This window comes from Pedobacter sp. FW305-3-2-15-E-R2A2, assembly GCF_038446955.1.
GTDB lineage: Bacteria > Bacteroidota > Bacteroidia > Sphingobacteriales > Sphingobacteriaceae > Pedobacter.
In genome coordinates, this window is record NZ_CP151803.1 from 7,439,356 (window position 1) to 7,466,148 (window position 26,793).

The window sequence follows — 26,793 nt, forward strand, 5'->3', positions numbered from 1 at the left end:
CAAGATTATTTTAATAAGACTTATGATTTCAATCAATATAAAATATACAAGACTCAGCCTCATAAAACTTGCTTTAGTGCTTTTTGTGGGCATTGGCAGTTCTTGTTCAAAACAGGAGGTTTTCCAGGACGATCCTTACAAAGGGGGAAAAGAAACGCTTGGTGTAAAGTTTTTGGATGCAGAGGCGGACCCGAGTGCGGGTTCACCAGGCGATGAAGTTACTTTTAAGGTTCGGGGGGTGATGAAGTTTAAAGAAAAACTGGAGTTCCTGGTTAACGAAAGTAAGGCGGACATCATTAATGTAACGGATACTTCCATTACCGTAAAAATTCCACAAAATGCAAGTACTGGTGGGACGACGCTATTGCTTGAAGGCCAGTCTTTCTTTGGACCTAAATTTACAGTGCAGGGGAAGGTTTCAATAGATCCGGGATTTAAAGCCGTAAACGGAACAAATGGGGTAATTAATGATATTGTTGCGAGTTCTTCCGGGGGCTATATTTTGGTAGGCGGGTTTACGAATTTCGAAAACCAGGCCCCCTCTACTCCTATAAACCGTATTGTCGCGATTGCTAATGACGGGACCTATACCAGTTCTCTTTTCAGAGGGGGGGCCGATGGACCCATTCAAAACATTAACCGTCTTTCTTCCGGAAAATATATGATCTCCGGTTCATTCAGTTCCTTCAACAGAACTCCTGGAACCAACGGGGTAACCAGATTAAATGGTGATGGTTCGCTTGATTCTATGTCTGTTGAGCTGATCAATCCAAGACCTAATAATCCTACTTTGAGTTTTGATACGGTTCCTGCTTTTAATGGTGGGGTGCTCAGCAGTATTAATGCCGGAAATTTCCTTGGGGGTATTGCAAAGAGCTTTGTCAGGTCTGACAAAACGGTCCTGCTTGGAAATTTTGATTTCTATGTGAAATATTTCTATCCGCGTTCTACTAAAGATTCCAAAATAATAGACATTACAAAGATGTCTCAGATTGCTCAGCTAAAAGAAAACGGAGATCTCGATTCTGCTTACAATTTCGATCCTGTTTTGAAGCGAAGTTATACCGGAACAAACGGGCCGATCTTTGGTGCTTACATGCAAAGCGATGGTAAAATTGTGGCCGTTGGAAGTTTTTCAACTTTCAATGGGGCCGAGGCAAAAAACATTGTACGAATTAATGTTGATGGAAGTATAGACCCAACTTTTTCTGCAGGGACGGGTGCCGATGGAGCCATATTTACCATCAATTTTAATGAAACCACCAATAGAATTATGCTGTCCGGGAGTTTTAGAAACTATAATGGAAAAGCAAGCAATGGAGTGGTGATGTTAAATTCAAATGGTACTGTGGACGAGAGTTTCAAGTTCGGCCAGCTGGTTGGAGGCGCTCCAAACTTTGCCGCTCAGTTGAACAATGGGAAAGTGATTGTTTCCGGCGACTTTAACAGTTATAATGGCGTGGTGAGGCAAGGTTTCATGATCCTTGGTCTGGATGGAACTTTAGCTCCAGGCTGTAACAATACCGGAGCCTTCCAGGGACGGATTACAAGAATGATCCAAACCACTTCTACTTTGGGTTATCCTGCGGTATTACTGGTAGGGGATTTTACAAAATTCGATAATAAAAGAGTAGGAAATATAGTCCGGGTAGAGATCAAACCATAAACAGAACAGACATGAACAGGATAACTACAAATATTAATCGATTAACAGCAATTGCAGCTACTGTATTGTTCATTGCTGCGATATCGGCGTGTAATAAAGATTTCCCAAACCGTTTAAAAGATACCTCTGGTAATGATACCCTGGGTATTAGTGCTAAAGCAAGAAAAGTATTGTATATCATCGTCGATGGTGCAAGGGGGAAGGCCATAAAAAGCATTAATCCTCCTAATATTGCAAAAATCACTAAAAATTCCATCTATGCACTGGATGCTTTAAGCGATTACAATAAAAATACCATGACAAATGCGGGAGCCTGGGCGAATATGATTACCGGTGTGGGTAATGATAAGCATGGTATCATTTCAGAAGACTTTGCGGGTAATAAGCTTGCGACGTATCCAAGTGTATTTACGCGCTTAAAGCAAGCGAATGCTAAACTGAGAACAGTGTCTATTACCGCTTCAAATGCATTCAATGCTAATTTCTCAGCAGATGCAACCGTTCGTCAGAATTTCGAAAATAATGATGTATCCGTTAAAAATGCGGTTAAGGACGAGTTAGCGAATGGAGATGCCACTTTTGTTTTGGCTCAATTTCATAGTGTTGAATTGGCCGCAAAAGCAACAAATTACGAAACGTATACACCGGAATATGCAAATGCCATCCTTCAGATCGACAATTATATAGGAGAGATCATGACGGCATTAAGCAATAGAAAGACTTTTTCAAATGAGAACTGGCTGGTGGTAATTGCATCAAATAAAGGTGGACTAATTACGCCTGATCCTGCCAGTACAGACCTTACTTCGTATGGAGACCAGACGAGGAACAATTTTGTGATCTTCTATAACCCTCGTTTCAGTACTTTGTTTGTTCCTAAACCGGATTCTGATCAGATTGCCTACACTGGGTCAAGTGTACAATTCAATTATACCGAAAGACCTACAGCAATTGTGACAGATGTAAATGCCTATAATTTTGGTGCAAATGGAAATTATACCATAGAACTTCTGATTAAAAGTAAAGGCGGGGAATACTACTACCCTACATTTTTATCAAAACGCGCGGAAAGTTTTACGGGTGCCGGATGGAATATGTTTTTGGAAGGAGATAGCTGGACACTTAACTCCTCCGTTGCCAGTCAGGCACAGGGAGGTGTGATCTCTGATGACAAATGGCACAAACTTACTGCAGTTTTCGATGGAACCAATAAAAAGGTACGTGTATACACCGACGGAGTCTTAAATACAGAAAGAAGTATGAATACCAATAATTTGAACAATACCTCTTCATTTAAGATTGGTTATAATCCAGGAAGTGAAAGTTCAAATGCGAATGTGCTGATCAATAGTTTACAGGTTTATAATGTAGCCTTAACCACACAGGAGATCAGCAATTACAGCTGTAAGACCATTGTTGCTTCTACAAATCCACATTATGGAGATCTTATCGGATACTGGCCATTGAACGAAGGTGCTGGTACTACCTTAAAGGATGTCAGTGGAAAAGGGCAGAACTTGTTAATGGGTGGTAGCCCGGTATGGGAAAATTTCAGCGATGCAGGATCCTTGTTGTGTCCGGAAATTAATGATTCTTATTTCAGATTGGTTCCTAACAATGTGGATATCCCTTTCGAATTATACCAATGGCTGGGGATTTCTATCCCACTTTCCTGGAACCTTGATGGCAAAGCATGGAACCCTATTTATTCAGATATTAAACCTTAACCAGATATGAAGAATTCTATTTTTTCTAACACAATACTGGCATTTGCAGGTATACTTACTTTAGCCTCCTGCGAAAAATACCGTTACAATTTTGAAGATGGTGTTAATAAACCAAGCACTGCAGAAAGCCAGCAGACTGTAGATACGGCTATGACCATGGTAGACAGGTCACTTTATTCCAGGGCACGTATTTTTCCAGGTATGGTTGAAGCAACCGAACCAAGGGTAAAAGACGTTAGATTTACCCTGGATCTGAATTTTTCAGCATCCAATTCTTACCTGCTGCGGATACAATCTGCACCATTTCCTCAGTTCAGTACGGGGTTTTATGCTCCTGCCGGAGAATTGATCAAAATTGTGGTTCCTGCAGGTATCAACGGTTTAAGTGTTCAGGTAGGCGGACATACGGATAACCTTACCGGTCAGTTAAACTTAAAGCGGGACCCGATTATTGCGATGTATAAGCAATTATATCCCGGTGATAATTACGTAAGAAATTTATATGGAGGGACCATTTATATCAATGCAGCCTTCGGTATTCCGCAACCAGTAGAGTTTTCCATTACAGGAGCTGTAAAATCCCCCGATTTTGTATTGGGACAAAGTATCAATGATGCCTGGATTAAAGAAGTAAAAGCATCTACGGTTCCATGGCTGGAAATACGTAGTAAACGTATTGTTTTTCTCATTCCAAGGGATTTCCTGATCAGGAACTTTGCTTCCGCCAAACCTTTAACCGATCCGACGGCTTTGATGACTGCATGGAACGATGTTTTTGAGCTTGATTACAATAAATGGATGGGACTGTCTGACAACCCCGCCGATAAGAGAGACAGGAGCCCGCAGGGTGCCTGGAGAGAGGTACTGGATATTCAACCTTCCGTAGGGTACGGGCATAGTGGCTGGCCGGTAGTTGCTACGATGGACGACGAATGGTTCAATAGTGTGGTTAGCTTAGATCAGCTGTTACACGGTGCAAATTGGGGTACTTATCATGAATTCGGACATAATTGTCAGCAGGTTTCGATATGGAGCTGGAGTACGCTTGGTGAAACTACAAATAACCTTTTCAACTTTAAAGTGGCGGAAAGGAATGGGGTAAGTTTTGCCGTTCTACATGGAACTGACTGGTTGCAACCCGCTCTTGCTTTTGCTGCAAGTGCTGGCACCAAGGATTTTGATGGTTCGGCAGCTGGCATAAACGACCCATTTGGACGAATGGTCCCTTTCCTTCAGATTTTTGGAATTTACGGTTACGATGCAATGCCTTATTTGTATACGGCAGCCAGACATGCACCGCGGTTTTCAAATACAGATCTTGACAAACATGACTTTGTTTATGAGCGCTTTTCGGAATATTCAAAGGTAGATTTAAGGCCTTTCTTTGAAGCCTGGGGCATCGCGTTAAGTTCACAGTCTACCATCCGTATAGGAAAGATGTTTCCATTGCTGGATAAGAAAATATGGACTTATAATCCGGTCACAAAAACCGGGGGAACGGAAAAATATGATCCGATTAAGATTACAGCCAGTTCAGAAGAATTAACTGGGGAAGGGGCTACAAATGGCCGGGCATCTGCCATGATAGATGGTAGTAATGCTACTTTTTGGCATTCCCGTTGGTCTTCATCGCCTTATGGCGCAATGCCATATACGCTGCTTTTAGACTTAGGTTCTGCTAAATCAGCCAAGGGCATGTACTTTGTCCCAAGAGCAAGTGGCGGTCAGGTTCCAAAAGATATTGAAGTGTTTAAAAGCGAAAACAATACCGATTGGGTGAGTATTGGTACTTTCCAAATCGGGAGTGCCGCAGGAACAAGAAACAACTACAACTTCCCGGCAACGATAGCAAACAGATATTATAAAATTGTAATTAAGAACAACTGGGCAAATAATAATAATGCAGCACTTGCTGAGCTTAACATTATTCAACCTTAATGCATTCTAAATCATAAAGAATCATGACGAAACTAAAAAATATATTGCTGTTTACCGGCGCACTAATCATCAGTGCAACTGTTTTTAATGCCTGTAAGAGGTATGAAAACCCACCCCAGGTATTTGAAGAGTATGGAGATAATGGAACTGGTCTTGCCACAAGGAAAGTTTTGGTTATAAACATTGATGGGGCAGCAGGTGCAGATATTAAAACGATCAATCCTCCAAATCTAGCCGCATTGATTAAAACCGGTAAATATAGCTTTACCGCGTTAAGAGATGCAGTTACTACTGACGGGGGATCGATCGCAAGTATGCTTACCGGTGTATCTTCGGCAAAGCATAAAATCGCTGATGACACCTATATTCCACATAATGGTGGTGATGACGATCATAGTGCAATTACCAATTATCCTTCAGTTTTCTCCAGAATGCTGGATGTAAGGCCAGAGTTTAAAACGGTTACCATCACTACAGACGCGGCATTAAATAAATACGTGATCCACTCAGATCACCGTATTTTAAACGCGACCGATGCTTTGGTTAAGGATTCAGCGGTTAACATCCTGCAGAATAACAGCGCAAGAATGGTTTTTGTTGATTTTCGGGATGTAAAAACCGCTGGTAAATCAGGTGGATTTGCTGCGGATGCCCCTGCGTACAAGGCCGCTATTGAGAAGACAGATGGTTATGTTGGCGAGATGGTGGCTGCGTTGAAGAAGCGTAAAGACTATGCTAAAGAAGATTGGCTGATTATTGTAACCACCAACCGGGGAGGCGATGAGACGAACCCTAAGCCAGGATTCCTGATCTGTTCGAATCCAAATTTTAAAGAAAAAGGTGTTTCTAAAGAAGGGTTCAATACCATGCACTTCAAAGGAACCTCGGCTTTTGCAACTGTAAATAACGACAATGGATTATATAATGCCGGAGCAGATAAAGACTTTACCGTGCAGCTGCAGATTAAATCTGACGTAGGTAATTACTATCCTGGCTTTTTCTCGAAAAGTACCGGCGTTTCCGGTGGAACGACTACGGGCTGGACAATGATGCAGGCAGGAGCAGAATATGCGGTAATTTTTGGAGGTTCTGCAAATGGGGGGACAGGTAAAAATCAGATCAATGGAACTGCAGTTTTCGACGGAAAATGGCATACCATTACCCTGACCGTAAAACTTAGCAATGGAGTGAGAACGGCGACACTTTATACGGATGGCTTACAGGTGGCTACCGGAGATGTTACTGGAGCAAAAGATTTAAGTACCATTAATCCCTTAACTATAGGACATAAAAATATCGATGGCAGCAGTAACCTGGATTTTTATGCAGCAGATATTGAGTACTTCAATGTAGCCCTGGATGCAGCTACAGTTAAAGATAACATCGCATTAAAAGATGTAACAAAACATCCGAATTATGCAAATCTAATCGGTTACTGGCCGCTTGACGATGGAGGTGGGGCAGTCATAAATAATGCCGCACCTACGGGTTATAACTTTTTAATGAAAGGGAGCGGAACCTGGGATGCTTTAGGAAACGACATTCCCGGTAGCAGAAACCCTCAGAATATCACCGATGGAACCTTGTCTGTTATCGCAACAGCCGCTGATGTAACTGCCCTTACTTTTTATTGGTTAAAAGTGCCTGTTATATCCAGCTGGGAGCTGGATGGAGTTTCATGGATTTCAAATTTCGAAATCGAGTTTATTAAATAACCGGCCATTTACAAATTTAAATGAAGATGAAAATGATTAAAATAAAAGGAGTTTATACGGGTATATTACTGATTGCCTTTTTTACCGCATGTAAAAAGAACCCGGTAGCTCCGGCGGCTGAAATTCCTGAGGTTGCCGTGGTGGTTTCTGAGGACCCGAATTATCAAACAGTAGCTGCCAGTATTGAGATTTCTCCGGTATTGGAAGGCGCAAAATTTGTATGGGTAAATTCCTCGAAAAAGGCAGTTACTTTAAAATTTAAGTACACAATTGATGGTATTAATAAGGAAATGCTGGTTGATAATAATGTCGCGGAAAATGGTACGGTTACGATTCCCATTTTTGAGTTGACTAACTTTTCCATTACCATTTCAAATACCGGAGGTAAATTCTCGACAACAAGGTTGATCGGGGTGTTGCCTGTTCAAAAGCCAGAAGCTAAGCTGGCTAAAACAGGATGGACTGCTACGGCATCAAGTGAAATTAACAACCCCGATGAAGAGCTCAACGGAGCTATGAATATTGTGGATGAAGTTGGTCTAATGAGTGTTACTAACCCCTCCGCCCCGTCTTTCTGGCAGTCAGATTATAACCTTGATCCAATTTATCCTTATCCTCATTGGTTAATTGTCGACATGAAGCAGGCCATTAAGATCACTAAAGTGGGCCTAAATGCTCATAATGATGGGAATCAGGGTTTTACCCAATTTAAGATTGAAGGAAGTGTGGATGGAATTGGTTTCACCAATATAGGAGGAACAGATAAAACTTTTAATCCAAAAATTACCACGGAGCAGGGTTTTGCGGTTAGTCCTGCAACTGCCATCCGGTATGTTAAGATTACATTGTTATTGGGCGCTCCATATCCTTGTCTAGGTAATTTTGAAGCCTACGCAAGACAATAAACTACTGTTCACCCGATTAGTATGATTAAAAATTGATAGATATGCAGCTTTACGAATGGGTAATCTTAGTGTTGGCGATCATCGATGGTATGATCGTTCTAGGCATAAGTGCTATGGAAGACAACGCTTAAAAACACAAAAGGCCAATCATTGATTGGCCTTTTGTGTTTTATAATTTGGCTATGTAAATAGTTCCTGAAGATCTCTGTCTGCAGTAGGAATTTTCTTTAAGAAGTCATCGAAGCCTGCGCCTTCCTGAGAACTGTACATGCCATAAGCATCGAGAATATATCCGATCTGTCCGTCTTTATCTTCTAATAAATAAAGGACGGAATTGTCCCCTGGATCTGAAGCCCCCTCAAAACGATAGGTTTTTATGATGGACAAATCTTCCGGGTTGTAAATTTTATTCACACCAACACCTTGCATTTTACCATGATCTGTCATCTTGATTTCGTTATCCAGGCCTTTAAGCCTTAATTTTTCTAAAATCTGACTGAGTGTATTCATTTCTATCGGCTGTTCCATAATAATTGATGTTTTATACTTAATTAAACAACGGGATAGAGAAATGGTTTTTTGTTTATGCAATCGTGGTCGATTTATCATCATGATTAAAACTTAGAACGATGGCAACCTTAAACATTCCTCAAAATGGCCAGGCCATGAAAGGAAAAAACAGAACCCGAAAAGCAGCACCTACAGTAGATCTGACTGCAATGGTAGATTTAGCTTTTCTCTTAATCACCTTTTTTATGCTCACTACGTCATTGTCTAAGTCTCAGGCAATGGAGATTGCCAAGCCGGTAACTAATGTGCCCAGTCAGCCTTATCCTGCCTCGCGTACAGTTACGTTGCTTTTGGGGAAGGGGAATCATATCGTTTGGTATAGGGGAGAAGCAGGGAAATCGGAGCCTCAGAAAACTACCTTTGCGGCGATTCACGAGGTTTTGAAGCGCAACAAATTAGCAATCGCCAGCTTACATGGTAATGATCCGTCGAAATTTATGGTGGTGATCATTAAGCCTACTGAGAAGTCTACGTATAAAAACTTTGTAGATGCACTGGATGAAATGAAGATCACCGATGTTAAATCTTACCTGATCGATGATGGCAATTTATTAAAAGAAGATGCCGCCTTGCTGGCAAAATTTGGTTTGTAAGACCTGACATTGGTCGGGTAGTGCTTGGGTAGTGTTGTGATACTGGTCGACTCTTCTCTATGTTTCGTTCGACTCTTCTTCGAGTCGGAGTCGAAGAACACTTGCAAAGACTTCGCACCATATTCGACCGGAACATAGAGAACGATACAACACTACCATAACACTACCCGAGCACTACCAGAACAGATTCAAAATAAAAAAGGCTGAATGAACATTATAAATTGTTCATTCAGCCTTTTTTCAATGTGATTGTAATGCTTACAATGCAAATGCAGCTTTTACTTTATCTACGAAGTCAAGTTTTTCCCAGGTAAACAATTCTACGGTTACTGTTTTTTCTTCTCCGTTTGGTGTTCTGAAAGTTTTAGTAACAGTTTCAGATTTACGACCCATATGGCCATAAGCTGCAGTTTCGCTATAGATTGGGTTTCTTAGCTTTAAGCGTTGCTCAATAAAGTAAGGACGCATATCAAATAAACCTTCTACAATTTTAGCGATCTCGCCATCTGTTTTGTTTACTTTTCCTGTTCCGTAAGTATTGATGTAGATTCCCATCGGTTTAGCTACGCCGATGGCATAACTTACCTGCACAAGAATTTCTTCTGCAACACCTGCAGCTACCAAGTTTTTAGCGATATGACGTGTTGCATAGGCTGCACTTCTATCCACTTTACTTGGATCTTTTCCTGAGAATGCGCCACCACCATGTGCACCTTTGCCACCGTAAGTATCCACGATAATTTTACGGCCCGTTAGACCTGTATCACCATGTGGACCACCGATTACAAATTTACCGGTTGGGTTGATATGGTATTCAATCGCATCATTGAATAAATGTGCATATTGAGGATATTTGGCAATGATTCTAGGGATTAGAATAGCTACAAGATCTGTTTTGATTTTTGCCAGCATGGTTGATTCTTCATCAAAATCATCATGTTGAGTAGAAATTACAATGGCATCAATGCGGACAGGCTTGTTGTTATCGTCATATTCTAAGGTTACCTGTGATTTGGCATCAGGACGTAAATAAGTGATTTCGTTATTTTCGCGTCTTAAAGCGGCAAGTTCCTGTAATAGTTTATGAGAAAGGTCAAGGGCTAAAGGCATATAGTCTTCAGTTTCGTTAGTTGCGTAACCAAACATCATTCCCTGATCACCTGCACCTTGTTCTTCTTTGCTGCTTCTGTCAACACCCTGGTTGATATCCTGAGATTGTTCATGTATTGCAGACAGAATCCCACAGGAGTTTGCCTCGAACATGTACTCACTTTTCGTATAACCAATTTTTTTGATTACATCGCGTGCAATCTGTTGCACATCAAGATAAGTTTTGGATTTTACCTCACCTGCTAAAATAACCTGACCAGTTGTAACAAGTGTTTCACATGCAACCTTTGACTCCGCGTCAAAAGCAAGGAAATTATCAATTAATGCGTCGGAGATTTGATCTGCGATCTTATCTGGGTGACCTTCGGAAACAGATTCTGATGTAAATAAATATGACATCTTAAATAATTAATTTTGTGATAAACAATTATATAAAATGGCCTCTGATCCTGGATACAGGTCGTAAAATGAAGTGAATAATAGGTTAGCACTTTTTTTTACGTGGTTGCAATCCCGCTATTTTTGATGATAGCATCGCAAATCAGTCCACTTTAATAGTGCAAAATTACCATATATATTCAAATAGTCAAAAAATATCAATTATTTTGTACCGTATTTAAACCAGTATTTTGTCAAAATCGAATATTTTATTTATTATCAACCCCATCTCAGGAGGAAAGGATAAGCTGAAGATCCCGGGGCTAATCGATGCAAATTTGGATCGGTCCAAATTTAATGCGAACTATAGCTTTACGGAGTATATTGGTCATGCCTCGGAAATTGCAGAGGAAGCGGCGAGTAAAAATTTCGACATCATCGTTGCTGTTGGAGGGGATGGGACGATTAATGAGATCGGAACCAAGGTGATGCAACAAAATAAGATTCTTGGGATTCTTCCATTCGGTTCGGGGAATGGTTTATCAAGATTTCTGAAGATCCCTATGAATACTACTCAGGCCATTAAAGTGATTAATGATTGTAAAGTAAGGGTAATTGATACCGCAAGATTTAACGATAAGTGCTTTTTTAACATGGCGGGAATGGGATTTGATGCGCATATAAGTTCTGTTTTTGCAGGGAATAAATCCAGAGGGCTTTCAGGATACCTGAAACTGGGGTTTAAAGAAATGCTCAATTATAAACCACAGACCTATCATATATATATAGATGGTAAAGAATACATCCGAAAAGCATTTGTGGTGAGCGTTGCCAATTCTTCTCAGTATGGAAATAATGCCCATATTGCACCTAATGCTTCTATTACAGATGGTTTGCTGGATGTTTGCATCATTAAGGAGTTTCCTATATATAAAATTCCGGTATTGGCTTACCACATGCTGAATGCTTCTGCTGATCAGTCGAATATGGTCGAGATCATTCAGGGAAGGGAAATCCGCATCGAAAGAATGTCTAATGATGCCATACATATTGATGGGGAACCTTTTTTTATGGGTAAGGAAATCAATGTTTCTATTGTACCATTGTCATTAAACATCATTACACCTGATTATGAAAGCTAAAAAGAAAATATTGAATGACTTTGGCGGGATTATGTTTTCTACAGATCCTTCCTTTATATATGAATCAGAAACGGAAGATGTAAATGAACCGCTTCCTAATCAACAACAAGACCTGAGGGTCATGCTGGACAGAAAAAACCGTGGTGGAAAAGGGGTAACGCTGGTTACCGGGTTTATCGGGACTACGGATGCATTGGAGACACTCGCTAAAATGTTAAAATCTAAATGTGGGGTAGGAGGGGCTGCAAAAGATGGCGAGATCCTGATTCAGGGTGATTTTAGAGATAAAGTCTTACTCCTTCTTCAGAAAGAAGGATATAAAGTCAAAAAATCAGGAGGCTGATAAATTGCTGTAATTATTTTGTAATTCACTGGTTGTCAGTTGTTTTTGTGTTAGTGTACGCGGCACAATAAGTAAAATTTTTCCTGCAAAAGCACTGCTTTTCCCTTTTTATCTGTATAACTTTGCCTCACTAACTTATTTATTTATGAGCAAAGCACTTACGCTTAAGCCGGATTTGAGCTATTTGAATTTAAATTCAGATCAATCCTTATACCAGCTTGATGTAGCACAATTGGTTGAAGAGGCCTTAAAAAATGGAGAAGGAACCCTTGCCGATACCGGAGCATTGGCAATTGATACAGGTAAATTTACCGGTCGTTCTCCAAAAGACAGATTTATTGTTTGCGATGAACTAACAGAAGACTCGGTTTGGTGGGGAGATATAAATATTAAATTTAGCCCTGAAAATTTTGATCATCTTCTGGAAAAGGTAACTACACACCTTAATCAGCAGAAATATTATGTGAGGGATGCTTACGCCTGTGCGGATGAGGGTTATAAAACTACGATCAGAGTAGTTACAGAAACTGCTTATCAGAATTTGTTTGCGAATAACCTGTTTCTAAGATTTGGACAGGAAGAAGTTGTAGAAACGCCGGAATGGACCATTATAGCTGCTCCAACATTTTTTGCAGATCCTGCCGTTGACGGGACACGTCAGGGAAATTTCTCTTTATTAAATTTTTCCAGGAAAATGATCTTAATCGGAGGATCAGGCTATACTGGTGAGATAAAAAAGGGAATTTTTTCGGTGCTTAATTTTATCCTGCCTGAACAAAGAAACACGTTATCTATGCATTGTTCTGCTAATGTAGGCGAGGCAGGTGATACGGCCATCTTCTTTGGATTGTCAGGAACGGGAAAAACAACGCTTTCTGCAGATCCTGAAAGAGGTCTTATTGGCGATGATGAGCATGGTTGGGGTAAAGAAACCATTTTCAACTTTGAAGGCGGCTGTTATGCCAAATGTGTGGACCTTACCGAAGAGAAAGAACCGCAGATTTTTAAAGCAATTAAGTTTGGGTCCTTATTGGAAAACACCAATTATTTTCCCGGAACCCGTGCTGTAGATTTCAGCAATATTGATAAAACAGAAAATACAAGGGTCGCTTATCCGATTCACTATATTGAAAATGCAGTTACTCCTTCTATCGCGGGAGTACCTAAAAATATATTTTTCCTTACTGCGGATGCATTTGGGGTATTGCCTCCAATTTCAAAATTGACACCAGGGCAGGCGATGTTCCACTTTATTTCAGGGTATACAGCGAAGGTTGCAGGAACTGAAGCAGGTGTTACAGAACCACAGGTGACGTTTTCCGCTTGTTTTGGTAAGGCATTTTTACCTTTACATCCTACAAAATATGCGTCACTTCTTGGTGAAAAGATGCGTGCACACAATGTAAATGTCTGGTTGGTGAATACCGGATGGAGCGGTGGTGCTTATGGTGTTGGAAAAAGAATGAAACTGGCTTATACCAGGGCTATGATTACGGCTGCCTTAAAAGGTGAGCTGGAAAAAGAAAGGTTTAATGCAGATCCGATCTTTGGTTTGCAAATTCCAGACGCATGTCCGGGTGTTCCATCAGAAATATTACATCCTAAAAATACCTGGGAAGATGGAAAAAAATATGACCAGAAGGCAAACGAACTTGCGTTGGCATTTGTTAACAATTTTAAGCAGTTTGAAGCTTTTGCAAGTGAAGAAATGCTGGCTTCATTCCCTAAAGTTGTCGAAAACGCACCTTAAAGCATTTTTTTTGCTCAAAAATTTGCATTTCAATTTTTTTTTAGTTTTAATTGTGAAAGATTGTCTCCACACCGAGACAATCTTTTTTAATATACGCCGATACGGACAGGGGGGAGATGTCTCAAAGGGAAGGAACTAACGATTATTTAATTTGGAATTAAAATCAAAGTTATAAATTTGTTCTTACAACAATTGTTTGTAATGATCGTTGTGTGTATTACAGAATATTAATCTAAATTTAAAAAAAACACAAGTACTAAAAACTAAAAAACTAAAAAAAAATGGCAAACGCACCAAAACCAACAACAGTTAAAAAAGAAAGCTCATCTGCTTCAAATTTATTCGCTACATTAACAATTCCTATTTGTATCATTATCGGAATTCTTGTTTTCAAGTTTATTCTAGGTGATAGAAATAACTTCATTGATGGTGCAGATCCGGATTTGCATGACACTATGCCAAAAGTAGGTAACTATGCAGGTATGGCTTACAAAGGCGGTGTAATTGTACCGGTACTAATGGGTATGTTTTTAATGGTTATTGTATTCTCTATTGAGCGTATGATTGTTATTGGAAAAGCAACAGGTAAAGGTAGCTTAGATGCTTTCGTTAAAAAAGTACAAGCGCTTTTAAACTCAAATAACATCGAAGGTGCTATGGCTGAGTGTGATAGACAACAAGGTTCAGTGGCTAACGTAATCAAATCTGGTTTGAAAAAATACAGAGAAATGGAAGTTGAGCCGAACATGGATACAGATCAGAAATGTTTAGCTATCCAGAAAGATATTGAAGAAGCAACTACATTAGAAATGCCAATGTTAGAGCAAAACTTAACTGTAATTGCAACATTAGTATCAGTAGGTACATTAACAGGTCTATTAGGAACAGTAACAGGTATGATCAAGGCCTTCGGTGGTTTGGCTAACTCTGGTGCTCCGGATCAGGCTGCATTAGCAACTGGTATCTCTGAGGCTTTGATTAACACAGCAACTGGTATTGGTACTTCTACTTTCGCAATTATCATGTACAACATCTTGACTTCAAAAATTGATAAATTAACTTATGCAATTGATGAAGCAGGTTTCAGCATCATCCAAACTTACGCTTCTACGCATAAATAAAAAATAATGTATTTTTTTTTACCGGCTTTTATGGAAAACCGGAAGAATTAACATCATTAGTTAAATACATCAATAATTTTTAAAATTATGCCAAGAGCAAAGGTTCAAAGAAAGAGTACTTCGATAGATATGACCGCCATGTGCGACGTGTCTTTCCTATTGCTTACTTTCTTTATTTTAACAGCAACAGCACGCCAGCCTGATCCTTTGGATGTTACTATCCCTTCATCGACTTATAAACTTAAAGTTCCTGATTTGGACATGGGTATATTATCGATAGGTAAAGGCAAAGTGTTTTATGAGATCGTTGGGAAAGACGTTAAAATGTCGACCCTTGATAAAATGGGTGAGAAATACAGCATTAAATTCACTCCGGAAGAGAGAGAGCGTTTTGGTGTTATTGGTGCTTTCGGAGTACCTGTTCAGAGTTTAAAGCAATTTATAATGATGAGCGGCGATGATAGAACTAAATCCGGTATCGCTACTGGTATCCCCGCTGATTCAACAAACAATCAATTGGCGGAATGGATTTTACAATCCCGTACTTCCGTTGCAGAATTACACGGCACTTCGATGCGGATAAGTATCAAAGGTGATGCTCAGGAAGAATATCCTGCAGTGAAGAAAATCGTAGATATTCTGCAGAAACAAAAAATCAACAAGTTTAGTTTAATCACATCTGCCGAAGGCGATGCTAAATAGATAAATATTATGGCAGAATTAGATACCTCCGGCGGGGGGAAAAAAGGCAAAAAAGTAAGGAGTAAGAAAGCGAATACCAAAGTCGATTTAACGGCGATGGTGGATTTGGCCTTCTTGCTGATCACCTTCTTTATGTTGACCACTTCCCTGTCGAAACCAATTGCAATGGATATTGCAAAGCCTGATAAAGATGACAAGTCTACAGAAAAGAACGAATTACGCGCTTCTGAGACGATGACCATCCTATTGGGAAAAAACAACAAAGTAGCTTGGTACATGGGTGAGGCTGGGAAGTCTACTCCTAATGTGGAAAGTTTCAGCGATGTGAGAAAATCAATATTAGATAATAAAAAGAAAGTAGCAGAAACAACTGGCGGAAGACAGATCATCATGGTGATCAAGCCTACTTCAGGAGCTACCTATAAGAACTTCGTTGATATTATGGACGAATTAGCGATCACTAAGATCACTACGGCGCCTGCAATTGATGATGAGAACATTACTGATGCTGAAAAAGATTTCATGAAGGGTGCTGGAATTTTATAATAAGAGAATTAATAATATTAAATAGTAAGCTATGTTAGGTTCTAAAATAGATTTATTGAAACGGGAATGGCTTGATGTAGTATTTGCAAACAAGAACAAAAGTTATGGGGCTTATGAGCTTCGTAGTTCTAGTGCCGCAAATACCTCAAAGGCTTTACTGATTGCATCTACAATTTTTATAGTTGCGTTTGTATCCCCTAAAATTTTTAGCTTGATCAAAGGCAGTCTTCCCGAAGACAAAGAGATCAAGCAAGTAGAGGTAGTGGTTGCGCCACCGCCACCGGTGAATCCGGATACCCCTCCACCACCACCGGTAGAGCCACCGCCACCGAAACAGGATCAGATCAAATTCCCTCCTCCGATTGTTAAACCGGATAATGAGGTAATAGATAAAGAACCTGTTCAGATTGAAGATTTGAAAAAAGCAGATCCTGGTCAGAAAACGATCGAAGGTGATCCTACAGCTGATATTGTTATTGCCGGTCCGGTTGGAGATGGTCCAAAACAAGCTGCAGTGGTAGAAGATACCAAGGTTTATGACTTTGTGAGTATTGAAACACAGCCAGGTTTCCCTGGAGGTATGGAGAAATTTTATGCTTATTTGAAAAAAGCAGTAAGATATCCGGCAATGGCTCAGGAAAACAACATTCAGGGTAAAGTATTCTTATCTTTCGTAGTAGAGAAAAATGGAGACTTAACCGACATCAAAGTAGAAAGAAAACTTGGTGGTGGTACGGATGAGGAAGCAATCAGAGTATTGAAAGCAAGTCCACGTTGGACTCCAGGTATTCAGAACGGAAAACCGGTACGTGTGAAGTACAATATTCCAATCAGCTTTACCTTATCACAATAGAATAAAAGAATGTTTAACTTGAAAACATTTAAACAGAAATCGCCTCAACAGCGATTTCTGTTCATTTTAGGCCTAGTGATGTTTACGTTTTATCTGATTTTGGGATTGTTATTGATCTTCTGGAAAGATATCCCGTTTGAAATCGAAAAAACCTATCGTATCTTATTTGGACTTTTGTTAATTGCCTATGCTGCAATTAGATTTACCCGGTTGATCAATCCAAAAGAGGATTAATCTCTACAATTTGGGCATCATCATTAAAATATAGCTGAAATCAAATGAAACACCTGAGTCTGATATTATTGTTATTTGTATTTGTAGCCTGCAAGCGCAAAGCAAAAAAAGAAAATACCGTTGAACAGACACGTACCTCCGGGAGCGTGAAAATTCTGGTTGACGAATCATTTTCGGGAGTCTTGGGAGATCAGATTGATGTTTTTAAAACAGATTACCCTAATGCTACTTTTAACATTGTTAAAGGAAATGAAAACAAAATTATTCCTACCTTTCTGAACGATAGCATCAGAGTGATTATATTGTCACGTATGCTGAGACCGGAGGAGGATAAGATGTACAGGAACAGGAGTATCGTACCTAAAACTTCCAGATTTGCGATTGATGGGATTGCCTTGATCACAAATGCGGCTAATATTGATACCAATATTACCGTTAAAGAGGTGATAGAAATTTTAAAAGGAACAGCAACAAGCGGCAAGCAATTGGTTTTTGATAATGCTTATTCCAGTACTTTACGATATTTTAAAGATCTGGCAGGTATAAAAGAACTTCCTAAAAAGGGAGTTTATACGTTGCAGAACAACAATGACGTGATAAAGTACGTTGCTGATAAGAGAGATTTTATTGGAGTGGTTGGTGTTAACTGGCTGATTTATAATAGTAAAGAAATGTCAGAGTCGATTGCGAAAATAAAAGTAATGGGCCTGAAAAATTTACCCGGTAAGAAAGGGGATAGTACTTTTTACAAGCCTGATCAGAAAAATCTGATTAGTGGGATTTATCCTTTTTTAAGGAACATTTATATCATCAATGCGGAAGGCCGTAATGGTTTAGGCACAGGTTTTGCAAACTGGTTAGTAAGCCAGAGGGGGCAACTGATTGTACTCAAATCAGGACTGGGTCCACATAAGATGATGCCGAGAGAATTTAATTTTAAGAATACAAACTAAATTTTATATTTGAACCATGAAAATGACAAAGAAAGCAATAACCTTAGGTTTAGGTTTAGTAGTGATGGGTTCTGCCTCTTTTGCTCAAAGCTTAAATGATGCAAAAAAGGCAATAGATGCCGAACAGTACCAGAAAGCGACTACCATGCTTAAAGCATTGGTGAAATCACAAGCTAGTAAAGGAGAAAATTACTTTAATTTAGGTGATGTTTATCTAAGAATGGATTATGTGGATTCTGCAAGAGCGGTGTTTACACAAGGCGTTGCTGCTGATCCAAAAAACTCTTTAAACTATATTGGTTTAGGAGAGGCTGATTTATTTTCTAACAACCCAACTTCAGCAAATACCAATTTTGCTAAAGCTGTAGAAGTATCTTCTAAAAAAGATTATATTCCTCAGTTGTATATCGGTAAAGCATATATTGCTACTGATAAACCTGATTTCACTTCAGCGCTGCCTTATCTTCAAAAAGCAGATGAATTGGATAAAGACGATAAAGATGCAGAGACTTTCGTGGCATTGGGTGATTATTATGCTTTGCAAAAGAAAAATTCTGAGGCTTTACAGAGCTATATGAGAGCTTTGAATATAAACGGAGCGCTGTTAAGAGCTAAAGTTCAAATTGGAAGAATGTATACTGAATCAAGAGCATTTCCTGAAGCTGAAGCAGAGCTAAACTCCGCCATTGCTGCAGATGCAAATTATGGTCCTGCTTACAGAGAAATTGCAGAACTTTACATGCAATGGGCAAATCAGGTTGCTACTGAACAGGCGGCTAAATCTGCTTTGGCATTGACAAACTATAAAAAATATCTTGACCTGACTGATCAGTCTTATGAATCAAAACTTCGTTATGCGCAGTTCTTGTTTTACGCAAAAGATTTCCAAACCTTAGAGCAGGTTACAAGTGAATTAGCAACAACCAATGTTAATGATCCAAAAAGCCTTGTCGTATCAAGATTACGTGGCTACTCTGCTTATGAAAACAAGAACTATCCAAAGAGTTTAGAATACATGAACGACTTCTTTGCGAAAGTAAAAGATACTTCACGTATCGTAGCTTCCGATTATTTATATCTTGGAAGAGCCTTAATGCAAAATGGTAATGACAGTCTTGCATTGACAAACATCGTTAAAGCTGTAGAGAAAGATTCTACAAATGCAGAAGCTTTAGAAGAAGTAGCAATGTCTCTTTTCAAAGCAAAAAACTATGCTAAAGCTGGTGATGTATTTGCAATTGCTGTTAAATCAAATCCTAATGGCAAAAACACATTAACCAACTCTTATTACTTGGGCGTAGCTAAATATTATGACTACGCACTTAAAGACAGAGATGGTAAACATCCTGATAAAAAGATTTTAGTAGATGCGGATTCTGCTTTCTCTTCTATTATCAAGTTTAAGAATGATTTTGCATTGGCTTATGCTTACAGAGCTCGTATCGCAAAATATGCAGATGATGCAACCAACCCAAAATGGTTAGCTGTTCCTTACTACGATCAATTGATTCAGTTAGTTACCGTAACTAAGCCAGAACTTGCGGCTTCAGTTCCAAAAGAATTAGTAGAAGCTTATGTTTATACGGGTTCATACTATGCTCAGACTGATAAAGAAAAAGCTAAAGAATACCTGACAAAAGCCCTTGCTATTGATCCTCAGAACTCAGGAGCACAGGAACGTTTAAAACAATTAACTGCACCAGCACCTAAGAGTCCGGTAAAGAAAAAGTAATATTTTCGAATAAAAGAAAAAGGCAGGGTTGTTATCCTGCCTTTTTCTTTTAATTTTGTCCCAAATTTAATGTCATGGAAACCCAAAGTGTACCTGTAGATTTTTTACCTATTGTATTTCAAGTTATTGTTGCTTTAGGATTTGTTGTTGTGACTTTGATCGCAACTCATTTTTTAGGCCCTAAAAGAAAGACAGCAGATAAATTGTCAACTTTCGAAGCAGGGATTAAAGTTGTTGGAAATGCGCGTCAGCCATTCTCTATTAAATACTTCTTAGTCGCCATTCTATTCGTTCTGTTCGATGTGGAGGTGATTTTCATGTATCCATGGGCAGTTAACTTCAGAGAGCTTGGAATGACTGGTATGATCGAAATGTTCATCTTCATGGGCACCTTGTTACTTGGTTTTATCTACGTTTTGAAAAAGAAAGCTTTAGACTGGAATTAACCTATTTAGATTGTTTCTAAATGATGTTAGTTTAGGTCAATTGCTTCCAAAATATTGTAAATTTGTGGTTCATTCTTTGTAGGAATGAACCTTTTTTCGTTTTGTATCATGAGTGACATCAATATAGTAGACGCGCCTCCAGGCATAGAAGGATCTGGTTTTTTTGCCACCTCTTTTGACAAAGTAATTGGTTTGGCACGTTCCCATTCATTATGGCCCCTGCCATTCGCTACGTCTTGTTGCGGTATCGAGTTTATGGCTACCATGGGTTCTCACTATGACTTCGGTCGTTTTGGCTCTGAACGTTTAAGTTTTTCTCCCCGTCAGGCGGATTTATTAATGGTGATGGGAACCATCGCCAAGAAAATGAGCCCTGTATTAAAGCAAGTGTACTTACAAATGGCTGAACCGCGTTGGGTGATCGCTGTAGGTGCCTGCGCATCAAGTGGAGGAATCTTTGATACCTATTCTGTACTTCAGGGAATAGATGAAATCATTCCGGTAGATGTTTACGTCCCAGGTTGTCCACCGAGACCAGAAGCAATCTTAGATGGCTTTGGCAAGATCCAGGAGCTGGTAAGGAATGAATCTTCCAGAAGAAGAGATTCAGATCAATACAAGGAAATGTTGGCTTCATACGGAATATTATAATGGCAGAAGTTACAAATAATGAAATCGTTCAGGCGCTAACAGAAAAGTTCGGCGGACAGATCATCGGCGTGAATGAGCCATATGGCTTGCTTACTTTCGAAACCACTAAAGATGTCATCATCGAAGTGCTGAGGTTTCTGAAAGAAGATGCCAATACTAATTTTAATTTCCTGACTGATATCACTGCGGTACATTATCCGGAGAAAAAACATGGTATTGCAGTGGTTTATCACTTGCATAGCATGGTTAAAAAGATCAGGGTTAGGGTAAAAGTCTTCATCGACGAACATCATCCGACCATTCCTACTGCTACAGTGCTATGGAATTCAGCAAACTGGATGGAAAGAGAAACATATGACTTCTTCGGAGTAAGATTTGAAGGTCACCCGGACTTGAGAAGAATATTGAACATGGACGAACTAGGTGTTCATCCGATGTTGAAGCAGTATCCTTTGGAAGATCCAAACAGAGTAGATAAAAAAGACGAATACTTTGGTAGATAAGAACATGAATCACAATCAACCGGTATATACAGATAACGATCCTCAGAATGAGTTGGTAACCCTGAATTTAGGACCTACTCACCCTGCAACCCATGGTGTTTTTCAGAATGTAATTCAATTAGACGGCGAGCGTATTGTAAGTGGTGTTTCTACCATTGGCTATATTCACCGTGCTTTTGAGAAAATTGCAGAACACCGTCCATTCTATCAGATCACCCCTTTAACCGACAGGTTAAACTACTGCTCATCGCCGATCAATAACATGGGATGGCACATGACGGTAGAGAAATTATTAAATATCCAAATGCCTAAAAGGGTCGATTACCTAAGGGTAATCGTTATGGAGCTTTCACGTATTGCTGATCATATTATCTGTAATACGATCATTGCCCAGGATACAGGGGCGACGACTACTTTCCTATACCTTTTTCAGTTCAGAGAGCACATCTATGAGATCTTTGAGGAAATCTGTGGTGCACGTTTAACAACAAACATTGGTAGGATTGGTGGTTTTGAAAGAGATTTCAACGACATCGCCTTTGCGAAAATCAATAAGTTTTTAAAAGAGTTTCCCGTTGCTTTAAAAGAGTTTGAAAGTCTTTTAAACCGCAACAGGATTTTTATAGACCGTACTTCAGGAGTTGCCTGCGTAACTGCAGAACAGGGTTTGGATTATGGGTGGACAGGACCTTTATTGCGTTCTACAGGAGTAGATTATGATGTTCGCGTAAGTGAGCCTTATTCTTCTTATCAAGACTTCGATTTTGAAGTTCCTGTAGGTACCAGCGGTGATATTTACGACCGTTACCTGGTGCGTAATGAGGAAATGTGGCAAAGTCTTCGCCTGATTGAGCAGGGGATGGAGAAATTAAAGAGCGAAAAGGCAGGAATTTTCCATGCAGATGTTCCTGAATTCTATTTGCCTGGAAAAGAAGAAGTTTACAACAATATGGAAGCATTGATCTATCACTTTAAAATTGTGATGGGCGAAATTGATGCTCCTAAAGCGGAAGTTTACCATGCTGTTGAAGGTGGTAACGGGGAGCTGGGGTTCTATTTGATTAATGATGGAGGAAGAACACCTTACCGTCTGCATTTCAGAAGACCAAGCTTTATTAATTATCAAATGTTTGCGCCCATGAGTAAAGGTATGCTGTTGTCAGATGCCATTATTAACATGAGTAGTATGAATATTATTGCAGGAGAATTAGATGCTTAAAGTAGAAGAACAACAACCTGTGCAATTCTCAGCGGCTTTAATTGAAAAGTCTGAAGAGATCGTTAAGAGATATCCGGAAGGAAAGCAAAAATCTGCTTTATTGCCAATCTTGCATGAAGTACAGGCAGAACTGGGCTGGTTAAGTCCAAATGCCATGGATAAAGTTGCGGAGTTTCTGAGTATCGAACCCATTGAAGTATATGAAGTAGCCTCGTTTTACAGCATGTACTTTTTGAAACCTCAGGGTAAATATGTTCTGGAAGTTTGCAGAACAGGACCTTGCTGTTTAGTGGGAGCGGAAAAACTGATGGATCACCTGCAGAAAAGCCTTGGTGTGAAAGAAAACGAAGTGACACCGGATGGCTTATTCAGCTGGAGAGGGGTAGAGTGTTTAGCGGCATGTGGCTATGGCCCGGTTTTACAGATAGGTCCTGAATATACCTTCTATGAGAACCTTAACGAACAAAAGGTAGACGATTTGATACAAGACTTACGCAAAAAATAATGGCCCGTAAACTATTATTAGAACATATAAACGTACCGGACATTCATACATTTGATGTCTATCGCCAGAAAGGCGGGTACCGCGCTGTGGAAAAGGCTTTGAAAACTTTAACCCCTGATGAAGTGGTAGAAGAAGTGAAAAAGTCCGGATTACGCGGTCGTGGGGGTGCAGGATTTCCTACAGGAATGAAATGGAGCTTTTTGGCTAAACCGGAAGGGGTAGCGCGTTACCTGGTATGTAATGCCGATGAATCGGAGCCGGGAACGTTTAAAGACCGTTACCTGATGACCCATATCCCTCATGCACTGATCGAAGGAATGATTGTATCCAGCTTTGCATTGGGTGCACATACTTCTTATATCTATGTACGTGGAGAAATGATGCCTCAGATCCGCATTCTGGAAAAAGCAATCGCTGAAGCCAAAAATGCCGGATTTCTAGGTAAAAATATTTTAGGAACAGGTTACGACCTGGAACTATACGTTCAGCCGGGTGGTGGTGCTTATATCTGTGGTGAAGAAACTGCTTTATTAGAATCACTGGAAGGTAAACGTGGTAACCCGAGGATCAAACCTCCATTTCCTGCTATCGCAGGATTGTATGGCTGCCCAACGGTAGTGAACAACGTGGAATCTATTGCTGCTACTGTTCCGATCATCAATGATGGCGGAGATGAGTATGCAAAAATCGGAATCGGCCGCAGTACAGGAACTAAACTGATCTCCGCTTCGGGGAACCTGGTAAGACCGGGAGTTTATGAGATTGAGCTGGGCTTACCTGTGGAAGAATTTATCTATTCTGATGAGTGGTGTGGTGGTATTGCCAATGGCAAAAGATTAAAGGCAACAGTTGCCGGTGGATCTTCTGTTCCGATACTTCCTGCTAACCTTAGTTTAAAGCTTGCAAATGGGGATCCCCGTTTAATGAGCTATGAATCTTTATCTGAAGGTGGTTTTGCTACCGGATCGATGATGGGTTCAGGAGGGTTCATCGCTTTTGATGAAGATCAGTGTATCGTTAGAAATACCTGGAACTTCTCCCGTTTTTATCACCACGAGAGTTGTGGCCAATGTTCACCTTGTCGCGAGGGAACAGGATGGATGGAGAAAGTACTTCATCGCCTTGAATTTGGCCATGGTAAAATGAGTGATATTGATTTGTTGGTTGACGTTTCAAAGAAAATTGAAGGAAATACCATTTGTCCTTTAGGTGATGCAGCAGCATGGCCGGTAGCGAGTGCCATCAGACATTTCAGAGATGAGTTTGAATGGCATGTGAATGAACCGGTGAAAAGCCTGGATACAAATTATGGATTGGCAAATTATGCTGAACCAATAGCTAAAACAGTGAGTACAGAAAATTAACGATCAAACTGAAGTTTAAGCGGTTATAAGACCGGGAAAGCAGAAGAATGATAAAAGAATATCTTTAACAATGAGTGATAAAGTTAAGGTAACCATAGACGGAATAACCGTAGAAGTAGCGCCAGGAACCACCATCCTGAATGCTGCCAGACAAATCGGCGGCGATATTGTTCCTCCGGCGATGTGTTATTATTCCAAATTAGAAGGTAGTGGTGGTAAGTGTCGGACCTGCATCGTTAAGGTGAGTAAAGGTTCTGAAAAGGATCCCCGTCCGATGCCGAAACTGGTAGCTTCATGCCGGACCACCGTAATGGATGGAATGGAGGTGCAGAACATTACTTCTCCGGAAGTGATTGAAGCCAGAAGCGGTGTAGTGGAGATGTTGTTGATCAACCATCCGCTGGATTGTCCTGTTTGTGACCAGGCAGGTGAATGTGACCTTCAGAATCTGGGTTACGAGCATGGTTTGCAGAAAACAAGGTATGAGTTTGAAAGAAGAACTTTCGAACGCATAGATATTGGCGATAAGATCCAGTTGCACATGAACAGGTGCATTCTTTGTTATCGTTGTGTGTTTACTGCAGATCAGATTACGAATAAACGTGTTCACGGAATCTTAAACCGTGGAGATCATTCAGAGATCTCTACTTATATTCAAACGGCTGTCGACAATGATTTCTCCGGAAATGTGATCGATGTTTGCCCGGTTGGCGCTTTAACCGATAAAACTTTCAGGTTTAAAAACAGGGTTTGGTTTACTAAACCAATTGATGCACACAGAGATTGTCCTACTTGTAGCGGAAAAGTAACGCTATGGTATAAAGGAGAAGATGTCTTGCGTGTAACAGCCCGTAAAGACATTTATGGTGAGGTAGAAGAGTTCATCTGTAATACTTGTCGTTTTGACAAAAAGAAAACCGCAGACTGGACGATTGAACATCCTACACACATTAGTGATACGTCTGTAATTGCCTCCAATCATTATGATACTTTAAAACCTTTGCCGGTAATTCAGGATAATGCCAGATTACAGGAAGCAAACAGGGTAGAACTAGAAAAAACCACTAAATTCTAATGGATATAGCTTTTGTAATAGAGAAATTTGTACTGGTAGCGATTATATTCGGTATAAGTTTAGTGATAGCCATGTATTCCACTTATGCAGAAAGGAAAGTGGCTGCGTTTTTACAGGACAGGTTAGGACCGGACAGAGCGGGTCCCTTTGGGATTCTTCAGCCTTTGGCCGATGGTTTGAAAATGTTCATGAAAGAAGAGATCATCCCTACGAATGCCAGTAAATGGTTATTTATGGTTGGTCCCGGTTTAGCCATGTTAACGGCTTGTATCGGTACGGCGGTGATTCCATGGGGTACGCCAATGACCATAGGTGACCGCGTAATTCCTTTACAGGTAACCGATATCAACGTGGGTATCCTATATATCTTTGGCGTGGTCTCTTTAGGTGTTTACGGTGTAATGATCGGTGGATGGGCTTCAAACAATAAATACTCTTTGTTAAGTGCGATCCGTGCGGCATCTCAAAACATCAGTTACGAAATTGCAATGGGTTTATCCATCATTGCGTTGTTATTAGTTACCAATTCCATGAGCATCGGCGAAATCGTAGCCAATCAACATGGCTGGAGATGGAATGTACTTTATCAGCCTGTAGGCTTTTTACTGTTTATGGTTTGTGCTTTTGCAGAAACGAACAGGGCACCATTCGATTTACCGGAATGTGAGACGGAGTTGATCGGTGGTTATCATACCGAATATTCATCCATGAAACTTGGTTTCTATTTGTTCGCAGAATACATCAATATGTTTGTTTCTGCAGCAGTAATGGCAAGTTTATATTTTGGAGGTTATAACTATCCTGGAATGGATTGGGTACTGGCACATACAGGTCAGGTAATTGGTCCATTGATTGGAACGGGTGTCTTCTTTTTGAAGATCTTTGCTTTTATCTTTTTCTTCATGTGGGTACGCTGGACCATTCCTCGTTTCCGTTATGATCAACTAATGCATTTAGGCTGGAAAGTTTTAATTCCTTTAGCCATTGCAAATATCATTGTCACAAGTATTGTGATTGCTGTAATTGAAAAGTTTTAACTGTCCGCATTTAGC

25 protein-coding genes are annotated in these 26,793 nt (G+C 40.0%); 23 read left to right on the forward strand and 2 right to left on the reverse strand.

The window, feature by feature from the left end; genetic code table 11:
• Positions 1-22 precede the first annotated feature (22 nt).
• From AAFF35_RS30365 to AAFF35_RS30385, 5 genes are read left to right on the forward strand one after another with little or no spacing between them, the layout of a single operon-like run.
• Complete coding sequence (locus AAFF35_RS30365) at positions 23-1,666, forward strand: DUF5008 domain-containing protein (protein ID WP_342330184.1); 1,644 nt, start codon at positions 23-25, stop codon at positions 1,664-1,666.
• An 11-nt stretch (positions 1,667-1,677) separates the two neighbouring features.
• Positions 1,678-3,393, forward strand: a complete 1,716-nt coding sequence (locus AAFF35_RS30370; RefSeq protein ID WP_342330185.1) for a LamG-like jellyroll fold domain-containing protein — start codon at positions 1,678-1,680, stop codon at positions 3,391-3,393.
• Positions 3,394-3,399: 6 nt separating this feature from the next.
• Positions 3,400-5,331, forward strand: a complete 1,932-nt coding sequence (locus tag AAFF35_RS30375; protein WP_342330186.1) for a M60 family metallopeptidase — start codon at positions 3,400-3,402, stop codon at positions 5,329-5,331.
• Between the two features lie 23 nt (positions 5,332-5,354).
• Positions 5,355-7,046 carry a LamG-like jellyroll fold domain-containing protein gene (locus AAFF35_RS30380; protein WP_342330187.1) on the forward strand — a complete coding sequence of 564 codons (1,692 nt, stop codon included), beginning with the start codon at positions 5,355-5,357 and terminating at the stop codon, positions 7,044-7,046.
• A gap of 26 nt (positions 7,047-7,072) precedes the next feature.
• A complete protein-coding gene (locus AAFF35_RS30385; protein WP_342330188.1) occupies positions 7,073-7,951 on the forward strand; it encodes a discoidin domain-containing protein in 879 nt (292 codons plus the stop codon).
• Between the two features lie 180 nt (positions 7,952-8,131).
• Here the strand turns inward: AAFF35_RS30385 and AAFF35_RS30390 are convergent, their stop codons facing one another.
• Positions 8,132-8,479 carry a hypothetical protein gene (locus tag AAFF35_RS30390; protein WP_342330189.1) on the reverse strand — a complete coding sequence of 116 codons (348 nt, stop codon included), beginning with the start codon at positions 8,477-8,479 and terminating at the stop codon, positions 8,132-8,134.
• A 101-nt stretch (positions 8,480-8,580) separates the two neighbouring features.
• On the opposite strand from AAFF35_RS30390, the gene AAFF35_RS30395 reads away from it, so the two are divergent.
• The gene (locus AAFF35_RS30395) at positions 8,581-9,114 is read left to right on the forward strand and encodes a biopolymer transporter ExbD (protein WP_342330190.1); all 534 of its coding nucleotides are present in this window, start codon (positions 8,581-8,583) and stop codon (positions 9,112-9,114) included.
• Positions 9,115-9,372: 258 nt separating this feature from the next.
• Here the strand turns inward: AAFF35_RS30395 and metK are convergent, their stop codons facing one another.
• Positions 9,373-10,623, reverse strand: a complete 1,251-nt coding sequence (gene metK, locus AAFF35_RS30400) for a methionine adenosyltransferase (RefSeq protein WP_342330192.1) — start codon at positions 10,621-10,623, stop codon at positions 9,373-9,375.
• Between the two features lie 230 nt (positions 10,624-10,853).
• On the opposite strand from metK, the gene AAFF35_RS30405 reads away from it, so the two are divergent.
• From AAFF35_RS30405 to nuoH, 17 genes are all read left to right on the forward strand, one after another.
• The gene (locus AAFF35_RS30405; RefSeq protein WP_342330193.1) at positions 10,854-11,744 is read left to right on the forward strand and encodes a diacylglycerol kinase family protein; all 891 of its coding nucleotides are present in this window, start codon (positions 10,854-10,856) and stop codon (positions 11,742-11,744) included.
• Positions 11,734-12,087 (forward strand): translation initiation factor, encoded by a 354-nt coding sequence (locus tag AAFF35_RS30410; protein WP_124585750.1) that lies wholly within the window; start codon positions 11,734-11,736, stop codon positions 12,085-12,087. The genes AAFF35_RS30405 and AAFF35_RS30410 overlap by 11 nt, the downstream gene beginning before the upstream one ends.
• A 145-nt stretch (positions 12,088-12,232) precedes the next feature.
• Positions 12,233-13,837: a phosphoenolpyruvate carboxykinase (ATP) gene (gene pckA / locus AAFF35_RS30415; protein WP_342330194.1), complete on the forward strand. Its 1,605-nt coding sequence runs from the start codon at positions 12,233-12,235 to the stop codon at positions 13,835-13,837.
• 281 nt (positions 13,838-14,118) lie between these two features.
• A complete protein-coding gene (locus AAFF35_RS30420; RefSeq protein WP_342330195.1) occupies positions 14,119-14,958 on the forward strand; it encodes a MotA/TolQ/ExbB proton channel family protein in 840 nt (279 codons plus the stop codon).
• An 87-nt stretch (positions 14,959-15,045) separates the two neighbouring features.
• Positions 15,046-15,660, forward strand: coding sequence for a biopolymer transporter ExbD (locus AAFF35_RS30425; RefSeq protein ID WP_342330196.1), 615 nt, complete (start codon positions 15,046-15,048; stop codon positions 15,658-15,660).
• A 9-nt stretch (positions 15,661-15,669) separates the two neighbouring features.
• Positions 15,670-16,206 (forward strand): biopolymer transporter ExbD, encoded by a 537-nt coding sequence (locus AAFF35_RS30430; RefSeq protein ID WP_074608021.1) that lies wholly within the window; start codon positions 15,670-15,672, stop codon positions 16,204-16,206.
• Positions 16,207-16,237: 31 nt separating this feature from the next.
• On the forward strand, positions 16,238-17,059 hold the full coding sequence (locus tag AAFF35_RS30435; RefSeq protein ID WP_342330197.1) for a TonB family protein: 822 nt from the start codon (positions 16,238-16,240) through the stop codon (positions 17,057-17,059).
• 278 nt (positions 17,060-17,337) lie between these two features.
• Positions 17,338-18,246 carry a substrate-binding domain-containing protein gene (locus tag AAFF35_RS30440; protein WP_342330198.1) on the forward strand — a complete coding sequence of 303 codons (909 nt, stop codon included), beginning with the start codon at positions 17,338-17,340 and terminating at the stop codon, positions 18,244-18,246.
• 22 nt (positions 18,247-18,268) lie between these two features.
• Positions 18,269-19,978, forward strand: a complete 1,710-nt coding sequence (locus tag AAFF35_RS30445) for a tetratricopeptide repeat protein (RefSeq protein ID WP_342330199.1) — start codon at positions 18,269-18,271, stop codon at positions 19,976-19,978.
• 74 nt (positions 19,979-20,052) lie between these two features.
• On the forward strand, positions 20,053-20,424 hold the full coding sequence (locus AAFF35_RS30450; protein WP_124585734.1) for an NADH-quinone oxidoreductase subunit A: 372 nt from the start codon (positions 20,053-20,055) through the stop codon (positions 20,422-20,424).
• 108 nt (positions 20,425-20,532) lie between these two features.
• Positions 20,533-21,075: an NADH-quinone oxidoreductase subunit B gene (locus AAFF35_RS30455; protein ID WP_074608033.1), complete on the forward strand. Its 543-nt coding sequence runs from the start codon at positions 20,533-20,535 to the stop codon at positions 21,073-21,075.
• Positions 21,075-21,578 (forward strand): NADH-quinone oxidoreductase subunit C, encoded by a 504-nt coding sequence (locus AAFF35_RS30460; protein WP_124585732.1) that lies wholly within the window; start codon positions 21,075-21,077, stop codon positions 21,576-21,578. The genes AAFF35_RS30455 and AAFF35_RS30460 overlap by 1 nt, the downstream gene beginning before the upstream one ends.
• Before the next feature lie 4 nt (positions 21,579-21,582).
• Positions 21,583-22,797 (forward strand): NADH-quinone oxidoreductase subunit D, encoded by a 1,215-nt coding sequence (locus AAFF35_RS30465; protein WP_342330200.1) that lies wholly within the window; start codon positions 21,583-21,585, stop codon positions 22,795-22,797.
• The gene (locus AAFF35_RS30470; RefSeq protein WP_342330201.1) at positions 22,790-23,302 is read left to right on the forward strand and encodes an NAD(P)H-dependent oxidoreductase subunit E; all 513 of its coding nucleotides are present in this window, start codon (positions 22,790-22,792) and stop codon (positions 23,300-23,302) included. The genes AAFF35_RS30465 and AAFF35_RS30470 overlap by 8 nt, the downstream gene beginning before the upstream one ends.
• Positions 23,302-24,666, forward strand: a complete 1,365-nt coding sequence (gene nuoF, locus AAFF35_RS30475) for an NADH-quinone oxidoreductase subunit NuoF (RefSeq protein ID WP_342330202.1) — start codon at positions 23,302-23,304, stop codon at positions 24,664-24,666. Before AAFF35_RS30470 ends, nuoF begins: the two co-directional genes overlap by 1 nt.
• 70 nt (positions 24,667-24,736) lie before the next feature.
• On the forward strand, positions 24,737-25,741 hold the full coding sequence (locus AAFF35_RS30480; RefSeq protein ID WP_342330203.1) for a 2Fe-2S iron-sulfur cluster-binding protein: 1,005 nt from the start codon (positions 24,737-24,739) through the stop codon (positions 25,739-25,741).
• The gene (gene nuoH, locus AAFF35_RS30485) at positions 25,741-26,778 is read left to right on the forward strand and encodes an NADH-quinone oxidoreductase subunit NuoH (RefSeq protein WP_124585723.1); all 1,038 of its coding nucleotides are present in this window, start codon (positions 25,741-25,743) and stop codon (positions 26,776-26,778) included. Before AAFF35_RS30480 ends, nuoH begins: the two co-directional genes overlap by 1 nt.
• The last annotated feature ends 15 nt before the right edge of the window (positions 26,779-26,793 follow it).